General features: G+C 55.6%; 14 protein-coding genes. 7 read left to right on the forward strand and 7 right to left on the reverse strand.

Translation table 11 applies throughout. The annotated features are described in order from the left end of the window. Positions 1-47 precede the first annotated feature (47 nt). The 3 genes from EDF70_RS30565 to EDF70_RS29710 all read left to right on the forward strand — a co-directional run bounded on the left by EDF70_RS30565 (position 48) and on the right by EDF70_RS29710 (position 870). Complete coding sequence (locus EDF70_RS30565) at positions 48-254, forward strand: hypothetical protein (RefSeq protein WP_245519444.1); 207 nt, start codon at positions 48-50, stop codon at positions 252-254. A 65-nt stretch (positions 255-319) separates the two neighbouring features. Further along, the gene (locus tag EDF70_RS29705; protein ID WP_245519445.1) at positions 320-643 is read left to right on the forward strand and encodes an ATPase; all 324 of its coding nucleotides are present in this window, start codon (positions 320-322) and stop codon (positions 641-643) included. A gap of 98 nt (positions 644-741) precedes the next feature. Continuing rightward, complete coding sequence (locus EDF70_RS29710; protein WP_132281904.1) at positions 742-870, forward strand: entericidin; 129 nt, start codon at positions 742-744, stop codon at positions 868-870. A 512-nt stretch (positions 871-1,382) separates the two neighbouring features. Here the strand turns inward: EDF70_RS29710 and EDF70_RS29715 are convergent. From EDF70_RS29715 to EDF70_RS29730, 4 genes are all read right to left on the reverse strand, one after another. Continuing rightward, the gene (locus tag EDF70_RS29715) at positions 1,383-1,571 is read right to left on the reverse strand and encodes a CsbD family protein (protein ID WP_132281888.1); all 189 of its coding nucleotides are present in this window, start codon (positions 1,569-1,571) and stop codon (positions 1,383-1,385) included. A gap of 301 nt (positions 1,572-1,872) precedes the next feature. Then, positions 1,873-2,151, reverse strand: a complete 279-nt coding sequence (locus tag EDF70_RS29720) for a response regulator (protein ID WP_132281890.1) — start codon at positions 2,149-2,151, stop codon at positions 1,873-1,875. Positions 2,152-2,606: 455 nt separating this feature from the next. Then, positions 2,607-3,101: a DUF892 family protein gene (locus EDF70_RS29725; RefSeq protein WP_132281906.1), complete on the reverse strand. Its 495-nt coding sequence runs from the start codon at positions 3,099-3,101 to the stop codon at positions 2,607-2,609. Between the two features lie 75 nt (positions 3,102-3,176). Beyond that, positions 3,177-4,067, reverse strand: coding sequence for a PhnA-like protein (locus EDF70_RS29730; RefSeq protein ID WP_132281892.1), 891 nt, complete (start codon positions 4,065-4,067; stop codon positions 3,177-3,179). Between the two features lie 497 nt (positions 4,068-4,564). On the opposite strand from EDF70_RS29730, the gene EDF70_RS29735 reads away from it, so the two are divergent. After that, on the forward strand, positions 4,565-4,969 hold the full coding sequence (locus EDF70_RS29735) for a host attachment protein (protein WP_132281894.1): 405 nt from the start codon (positions 4,565-4,567) through the stop codon (positions 4,967-4,969). A gap of 120 nt (positions 4,970-5,089) precedes the next feature. Here EDF70_RS29735 and EDF70_RS29740 read toward each other — a convergent pair whose 3' ends face one another. Continuing rightward, complete coding sequence (locus EDF70_RS29740; protein ID WP_132281896.1) at positions 5,090-5,401, reverse strand: hypothetical protein; 312 nt, start codon at positions 5,399-5,401, stop codon at positions 5,090-5,092. Between the two features lie 22 nt (positions 5,402-5,423). Next, complete coding sequence (locus tag EDF70_RS30570) at positions 5,424-5,870, reverse strand: hypothetical protein (protein ID WP_245519446.1); 447 nt, start codon at positions 5,868-5,870, stop codon at positions 5,424-5,426. A gap of 489 nt (positions 5,871-6,359) precedes the next feature. On the opposite strand from EDF70_RS30570, the gene EDF70_RS29750 reads away from it, so the two are divergent. The 3 genes from EDF70_RS29750 to EDF70_RS29760 all read left to right on the forward strand — a co-directional run bounded on the left by EDF70_RS29750 (position 6,360) and on the right by EDF70_RS29760 (position 7,937). Next, positions 6,360-6,569, forward strand: coding sequence for a cold-shock protein (locus EDF70_RS29750; protein WP_132281898.1), 210 nt, complete (start codon positions 6,360-6,362; stop codon positions 6,567-6,569). A 131-nt stretch (positions 6,570-6,700) separates the two neighbouring features. Beyond that, positions 6,701-6,925, forward strand: a complete 225-nt coding sequence (locus EDF70_RS29755) for a hypothetical protein (RefSeq protein WP_132281900.1) — start codon at positions 6,701-6,703, stop codon at positions 6,923-6,925. Positions 6,926-6,941: 16 nt separating this feature from the next. After that, positions 6,942-7,937 carry a sensor histidine kinase gene (locus EDF70_RS29760; protein ID WP_245519447.1) on the forward strand — a complete coding sequence of 332 codons (996 nt, stop codon included), beginning with the start codon at positions 6,942-6,944 and terminating at the stop codon, positions 7,935-7,937. Positions 7,938-8,261: 324 nt separating this feature from the next. Here the strand turns inward: EDF70_RS29760 and EDF70_RS29770 are convergent, their stop codons facing one another. Then, positions 8,262-8,564: a metalloregulator ArsR/SmtB family transcription factor gene (locus EDF70_RS29770; protein ID WP_132281902.1), complete on the reverse strand. Its 303-nt coding sequence runs from the start codon at positions 8,562-8,564 to the stop codon at positions 8,262-8,264. Positions 8,565-8,667: the final 103 nt, after the last annotated feature.

Genomic DNA, 8,667 nt, shown 5'->3' on the forward strand with positions numbered 1-8,667 from the left:
TTAGAGTTTTCTCAAAATACGAGGCTGTCCATTAGCAGATCGCCATTATGAAGTACGGAACATTACTGCCAAACTCCAGCAACCCGTGGCCACAACGCTGCGGGTTCTTTTTTCATTTGGAGATGAGAGGCTATCGGTACGGCTCGATCCGTCGAGTGCTCAACCGGATGTCGGAAGATCAGGCGGCAGAGGCTGGCGTGCTGGGGACTGATCGGTTTGGCTACTTCTACACAACCTACGGCAAGGCAACCTGACGCCGCTATCGCATCGTTTCGAGTGGCGACACCTAGCAAGCGTGCCGTTTGGAAACGGGCGAGGCATGGCAAAGCCGCAGGATTTCGCGCCGATGTTTACGGAATGGAAGTTGCCCAGCGCTGAGGACGTTGCGGGCGGGATCAGCGAAGAGCAGCGGGCCGCGATCTTTACTGCCGTTGCCAATGCCGAATACAAGAAATCGCCACAGGCAAAGAACTGGGTGGGGGTAGCGGTGGCTTTCGAGCTCGGACTGGACTTGGCGGACGAGCCTTCGAAGAAGCGCGTCAGCGGGCTCGTGCGGGCGCTGATCAAGGAAGGCGCATTGGTCGAAAAGGAAGAGCGAGATCCAATCCGGCGAGAGACGGCGGTGTTCGTGCGGTCGGCCTGAGAGGTATCGCCCTCACGGAAATAAGCCCTACGTGTTCAAAGTGAACATCTGGAGAGAGGATAATTTCCGTGAAGAAAACTTTAGCGACCGTGCTCGCAATGACATTCATCGCCGCCGCTTTGGCGTCGTGCGGCAACACAATCCGCGGCGTGGGGCGGGACACGGCAAACACCGTTGATGCCACTCAGAGCGCTGGGAAGCGCGTTGATCGCGCCGCGCGCTACTAAGCTGCGATAGCGACAGTATTATGCGCGAGGAGGCCGGGCGAGCGATCGCGCCGGCCTTTCCATTTTATAACCGCAAAATAGCGTGAAACATTACGGGAACATTGGCAGTCTATACAGGTTGTGATGCAGGAGGAAACGATCATGCATAAAACACCAAGCAGCACACATGACCTAGCGTTTTACCTCGGCCTGAACGCGGCGCTTTCCTCGTTAATCTTCGTCAGTCTGTTAGTGGCTGGCGTGCTTTAGGAACTTCTGACTTCTTGTCGCATTGTTCTGTTGACCGAGGAGAAGACTATGCACACGGCGCGCCCAGTCCCGAAATACACTCTCGAATAGCTTCAATTGTCGTACGAACTCAGCATAGCTCAAGCCGTGAACATTCTCCACAAGTTTGGCAGTGAGATCACGCTGAACCTCCACTGGATATTCCCACAGTTCCGTTATTTCGGTACTCCGAAAAAAAAAGCCCGCCAGAGGCGGGCCGTTCTGTTGGTTTAGCAAAGGGCAGGCTACTTGCCCACGGCTTTGTTGACCGCGTCTTTGGCATTGCCTTTGGCCTGCTGCATGTCGCCCTTGGCTTCCTGCGCAGCGCCTTTAGCCTGAAGCTTGTGGCTGCCCGTCGCATCACCAACTTCCTGCTTCGCCTTGCCGGTGAGCGCGTTGGCTTTCCCAGAAACTTTATCAGCGGTAGAACCCATTTCTCGATCTCCTTCTAGGACGGAATCGCACAGACCACCAAGTCGCTATCCGGTCAAAACGCCGGAGAAGTCCATCGGTTGACCGCTTCACGATCCGCTTGAATAGAGAACACTTTTGGCGGCTCTTCGTTCCAGACTGCGAGCCTGAACCGGACATCAATCTCAAGCCAGAACGCAACTATTGCTGAACTCCGCCCGCTTTTTCGACGACCTCCTATGAGAGGCTGTGATTCTTGGCCGAGGTCGCCCCGAAACCCGGTCACACTCAGGATATTAGAATGACCCTGTGAACATAAGCTCGTTAGACGAGGATTGATTTCATACTGTCCAGCAGTGCTACCGGCGCATGAGGCTTTGGAATGAAGTGCTCGGCAAATGTCAGCTCTTGCTGCTCAAACGACCAGTTACACGATGTGAGGATGATTTTTATGGGCGGCCAACGGTCTCGAACCAACTTGGCAAGTTCAACGCCTTCGGCCTCGGAAAACAGGTCAATGTCCGTGATCATGAGACGAATATCGGGCTGCGTTTCCAGAACGCTTATCGCTTTGGCAGCATTTTCGGCTTCAAAAAACGTCATATCCCGCCTCTTGAATTTCCTCGACCATCAGGAACCTTATGACATGGTCGTCCTCGATGGCAAGAATGGTCGCAGCTCTCGGCATAGATGGATACGCCCATCGTTTACTTTGTACGCTATCATACGCTCAGAACTGGTTGCGGTGATATCGGTTCCCTAGACGGTCGACAGAGCTGTGACGCAGTGGTCAGAAAATATCGGAGAAGATGAGGTTAGGTCCCGAGCCAACTCCACGGACCAAGTTGGTGAGTAGATGAGGGTGCCATTCAAAGCGAAGCGGCCGATCAGTGATGATCGGCCGCTTCGCGTTTGGAACCCATATCGCACCGACGTCTTACTTTGCAGGAACAATCACTGCTCAGGCGACGGCTCGGCGGATTCGGATTCTGGATGACCCTTTGGTGGTTGGCTCGGCCGAGCAGACTGCATTGCCTGCTCCCTATTTTCCCCTTGGTTCAGACTTCAGCGTTCTGGTTGACGACAGACGTCGCAAGCGAGGTAAGTGCAAGGTCCGTTTTCTGCTCTTCGTCCAGTGTCGTCTGCAAAAGGCCCGCGGCTTCGTTCAAGCCAAGTTCGAGCGCCCAAGTGCGCAAGGTGCCATATCGTGACATTTCGTAGTGCTCGACAGCTTGGGCGGCCGCGAGAAGGCCGGCGTCGAGCGCGGTCGATCCTTGGTACTCCTGCATGATCTCATCGGCCTCATCGGTGATGCCGAGAATGGCGCTGCAAGTCTTTGGTTCGGCTTGCTTGCCGATGAGCTTGAACACCTGTTCGATGCGCTCGATATGGACCTGTGTTTCGGCCAAATGCTTTTTAAAGGCATCCTTCAGCTGCCCGTTGCTGGCTGCTGTTTCCATTTTTGGGAGGGCATCGACGATCTTTCGCTCTGCAAAATAGATGTCTTTGAGGGTATCATGGAAGAGATTGTGAAGTTTCTTGTCACTAGCCATCATATGGCTCCTTGCAATCATGAGAACTGCCGCGGAGGTATTGCCCCGGCAGGCCGTCTGCGATTGGCGCCGGACTCAGATCGTGTCAGTGACGCTCAGACCGCGTTTCGTTCCATAGAGCCCACCGAACCAGGATGCGACTGCACCGAGCACCAGGGCAATGAAGCCGAGGATAGCGCCGGCTGATACAGTTGTTGCAGCCAGTTGCGCTGCCTCGAGTGCCTTCTGCTTGGCAGTAGCCATATTGTCGCGATAGGTTTTTTCGTACTGCTCTACCTGGGTCCGAGCTTGGTCCGCGGGGATGCCCTGCGAACGTGCAATGGCATCTGCCGCGCGGGTTCGTGTGTCTTCAGCCGCTGCCTGGTCACCCGTTACAACTGCCTGCATTGCAGTGACAGCTGCATCCTGCAGCGCCTTTGCATCGCTGCCGGTGGTGTTGCGAATCTGTTGCTCTATCCCCGCCATAGGATTTGCCGAATTCACCATTGCGGGGGCAGCTGATGCAGCTGTGGCCGCTGTCTGGCCGACGCCGCCGATAACGCTGGAGAGGCCACTGAATGCGCCACCGATCAAAGCTCCGACCGATGTCGTAAGAAGGTATAGTACGACAAGCGTTGTGACCGCCCAGGATGTCAGCCCGTGATAGCCGCCAGTCGACCGGCTTGCCCGGCCGGAGAGCCGACTTGCTACATAACCACCTAAAAAGGCCGAAACGATACCGGCAAGTACAAACCAGATCCCGCCACCGATTGAGAATGTTCTCACCTGCGGATTATCGGAGGTCGCAGGATCGAGAATGGCTGCGCCGATCCCGACGCCAAGGAGATTGAGAAGAAACTGGACGGCGAGCGCGATAACGACGCCTGCCAGAATTGCACCCCACGAGACTTTATGAAGCGATGCTGTCGAGTTAGGTAAGGTATCCAATGCATTTTCGACTGGGAGATTTGTGGAGAGGATGGTCATGATGACCTCCGTTGATGCCGTCACGGGTTCGTGAGTGAGGCAGCAACGTGTGGTGGAGGAGCATGTTCCTTAACAACGTATTTAATGTTGCCGGTGAGAAGGCGCATACGGCGCAGATTTTCCAGTCGCGGTATCTTGCGATGATTTCCATGCAGCCAATATTGGGCCGCGCTGGCATGCAAGCGCTTCTCATTTTCAAGCCTATCCTTTTGCGCAACGACGTGGTTTGCTCAACGTGTCATTGACAAAGCGCGCTCGCGTCTCGACCTCAAAGTTGAGTGAGTTCGTTGCGTCCTGATCGCGACCAGTTGCACTTAGTCCCGGTCGCCAAGTTGGCCTGCATTGGCTGCCAAACGCTATTGCAGCGATCGCTCGCCGGCATTCATTAGGGGCGCATGCAGGGAACTGATTGTCTGTGCCCGGGTTACTGTAGCCCTGAAACAAGCGCTGTTTCATCCAACAGGTTGAAGCGATGCTGCCCAAGATGGAGATCCTATATGCAACTTCCCCAGCACACAGTAATTGCTGTCGCCGATGGTGAGAAACTTGCTCTGTTCCAGAACGAAGGCGATGCGGCCAACGTCAAGCTCAAGGCAATGCCGTCAGCTGAGGTCGACGGCTCGAAGATCGCATCTGGCGCTCGCCATCCAAGCAGCGCTGCAAACCCTGACGATAGCCAGCAAGACGAGGATGGGTTCAGTAATGGCGTCGCTGGCTTGCTGAACGCTCGAGTGCTTGACGGCAAGATCAAGAGCCTTGTGATCGTGGCGGCGCCGCGCACGCTCGGCGAGATGCGCAAGAGCTACCATAAGTCGCTTTCCGACGTGCTGATAGGCGAACTGGATAAAGATCTTACGGGACATACTATTCCCGAGATCGAGAAAGCACTTGCAGCAGCTTGAGCTGCCGGCATGTCAAGACAAAGGGGGCGATCTGTAATGACCGGCCCCTTTGTCGTTTCAAGCTCATGGCGCTGAGGAAGCCACCTGCGCATCTCACGACCCGCCAGACTACTTAGACGGTCATCGCTCAGGCGAGGGCTCTCCGGCCTCGGATCCTGCTGAGGACAGCCTGTTAGCCGGCTCGCCAGCGACGCTTTCGGCGCTCGGTTGGCCATCCTCGCCACTCCAGGCGAGGTTTCGTTCCGCGGTTTCGATAGATCCTTCTACCGGATCTTGATCTGGGGGATCGTTAGAAAGAGCTGAGGCTTCACCGCTCATCGCTTTTTCGATGCCTCGTTCGGCCCCCCTGGCAAGTTTTTCGCGCGCGCGATCGGCCGTCTCGGGATCTGTCCGTGACGCATCACTTCCAAGATCATTTTGATCGTCAATCATAGTCGTGCTCCTCTGTTCGGATTCAACGTTCGCTGATGGAAGGAAGATGAAGCATGACCTCTCGCTGAGCTTTTTCGTCCAACGGCTCGACCTGTGCTTGCCACAACGCAGTCGCTTCCGCAGGCTCGTCTTCCCACGTCCGGGTGCTGACAATGTTGTCATCTACCTTGGCAAGGCGCCGTCCGCCCAGACGCATATACTCCATGGCGATCTGGTGCGATGATGTCTCCGCATCGTCTTCGCCAAGTTGATGCTCGACTTCATCCTGTGATTGACCAAGGACTTGTAGAAGCGCTGAGTGTTCTGGTTTCCCTGCTCGTTCATTCAGGAAATCAGCGAGTGGCGTTTTGGTCTCATGCCCTCCGGATGGCTCGTTCCCCATATGAAGGATGACTGCCTCGCCGCCGCTCATGTCCAACAACCAGCGATCACCGTTTGTGCTCACAGAAAATTCCTTGATTTCGCTCATTGGGTAGTTCCTTTTGGTGCAACTGGCTGGGGTGGTATCGACGCTAAATGCTCAATCGCGATAGGGTTTAGGGAGACCACAGTTTAAAGTGACCGACCGCTCGCGATGACGCGAGCAAATCACCAGTCGCCGCGCACAACGCGCGGCTTTACCGGCAGCTATCATGCGACACCATGCCCACTGCAGATGTCGTCGACGGAAATAATTCGGATAGCATTAAGGCGCTGAGGATGATGTCGTTGATCCGAGCTTGCCTTGGATTAATATGGGGTGTCGCAGCCAAGCTTCAATGGCGAGTCAAAACTAAAGGTTGACTTTGTATGTGTTGTCTCTATTTTAGGTTTTATCGATTGTTTGCTTGCTAAGCTTTGGTTACCGCGCGATTAGCACCGCGCCTTGAGCGAACTTTCCTTTCAAAAATATCGTTATTACCATCCGTGCAGCTCCGGTTCTGCGGCCCATAGTTCATGCTTTGAAAGGATCATCATCATGACCACGGGCACAGTAAAATGGTTCAACTCCACCAAGGGGTTTGGCTTCATCCAGCCTGACAACGGCGGCGAAGACGCCTTCGTTCATATCTCGGCAGTCGAACGCGCAGGAATGCGCGAAATCGTCGAGGGCCAGAAGGTTGGATACGAGCTCGAGCGCGACGTAAAGTCGGGCAAGATGTCGGCCTGTAATCTGCAGGCTGCCTGATCCTTACCCGGTTCCGTTCTTGACCACGGATGTACTGGCACTGACGAGACCGCGTTATCTGCGAGGCCGGGCGAATAGCCTGGCCTTTTTTCTTGCCCTGATTTTTTGGGCGCCATTACTTGGAATATACGATGACACAAACACGCGCGAAATCGCGACAGCAGGCCGAGACTGCTTTCAGCAACGAGCAGTCGCAATTCTTTGCTCGCGGTCACGCGGTTAAAGAAAAGGACGCCGTTGTCCAAGCCCGCAAGACCAAGACAATACGTCTTGGCGAAGCTCGGCTCGCAAGAAAGGCTCTTGACACTCAGGAGGCTTCCGCCGGCTTGACGAAGAAGCGCGCCGGCAAGACGTGACCTGAGGAGAACCTCTGTGACTGATGATCTGACTACCGAATGGAATCCGGATCAGCTACGACGCGCCTTCAAGGCTGCCGGAGTATCTCTTTGGACATGGAACGTCGATAACGATGCATTCATGATGGACCGGCGTGGGTATGAACTGTGGGATGTAGCTGCACACGGCAATCTGTCGTTCGAGGATTTGTCGGCCAAGATACACCCGGCAGACCGGGATAGGGTGCGCGCGGCTTTCGCGGCCACACGCGCGGTTGTAGGAGCCTACGAGATCGACTTTCGGATACTGAGCGCTCTTGATGTTCGCTGGATTTCGGCACGCGGACAGGGGAGTGACGAGGATATCGTCGCTCGTCTGATGACAGGAATTTTTCTTGACGTGACCGGCCGTAAGCAGGCCGAAGAGGGCCATGAACTTCTTGCAGGCGAAATGAGCCATCGCGTGAAAAACCTATTGGCTATCGCCACGGGGTTGACCCAGATAACATCCCGGTCGTCAAATTCGATCGCCGACATGACGTCTCAGTTGACCCAACGGCTGACCGCACTCGGGCGTGCCCATGACCTTGTACGGCCTTTGCCGGGAGGTCAGGGAAAGGCGGCGCTTTTGGGCGACCTGATCACGATCCTGCTTGCTCCCTATGAGGAAACGGCTGCATTCTCGGGACGCATCAGGGTCTCCGTCCCGAGGATGGGCGTGGGCGAGGGGGCCGCCACCGGATTATCGCTCGTCATCCACGAGCTCGCAACCAATTCCCTTAAATATGGTGCGCTCTCGCTCGCAGCTGGAACCCTTGACGTCTCGGGAACTGTCTCCGGAGATACTGTCATTCTAACTTGGACTGAGCAGGGAGGGCCTGAGGTGGTTACACCGGTGGGGGAAGGTGGCTATGGAAGCAGGCTACTTGAGCGAACAATGGCCGGGCACCTCGCAGGATCGATCACAATCAACTGGACGCCTGGCGGCGCGTTGGCGACGCTTAATATGGACGCTGCGCGGCTAGCTCTTTAGGTGTTTACGACTCATTCTTCATCAAATCGCCTCGCGTCGTTTTCCGCACATGCAGCAATGAAGTGCGGGCGACATATCTCTGGATGGACCCCATTGGTGACAGCGTGCTGGCAGAGATGGAGCGCTCTCCAGTAGATTGGGCCGGACCTGTGACCGATCGTCTTCATGTGTCGCAGCGCATCGGCCGGTCCCCATATTGTTTTGGTCAAAAGCGGCCCGTCGCCGACACAGACCGGCGTCTGCCAACGAGCCGCGAAATCTATTACAGTAACGCCCACGCCATTCTCCTTGTGTCTATCGAGATGCTCGTGTGAAAGGCAGATTTCATGCGGGGCCCGTTACAGAAGCCGGTCGCTTCTCGCTTAAATCGACCGAGGAAATCAGCGGGGAGACGGCCCCGAATATGTCGTAGAGAGTCTGCAACATGCGCCTGACCTCATCTGAATCGCTTCGATAGAACACCGTCTGGGCATGCTGCCGGGTCTGAACCAGCTTTGCACCTCTCAGTTTGCCAAGGTGCTGTGAAAGCGCCGATTGGCTGAGGCCTGCCATGACGGCGAGTGGGCCAACCGAAATCTCCTGTTTGCTGACAATTTCGAGAATGAGGACACGCTTGGCGTTCGCCATCGCTGCAAGGGTAATCCCCCCGTTTTTAACGGGGCTCCGCAGTAGAATTCACGCGGCCATTTTCAGTTTCTGTGCGGGCGTTATGCCGCCGATGCCCATATTG

Source organism: Neorhizobium sp. JUb45, from assembly GCF_004343585.1.
Classification (GTDB): domain Bacteria; phylum Pseudomonadota; class Alphaproteobacteria; order Rhizobiales; family Rhizobiaceae; genus Neorhizobium.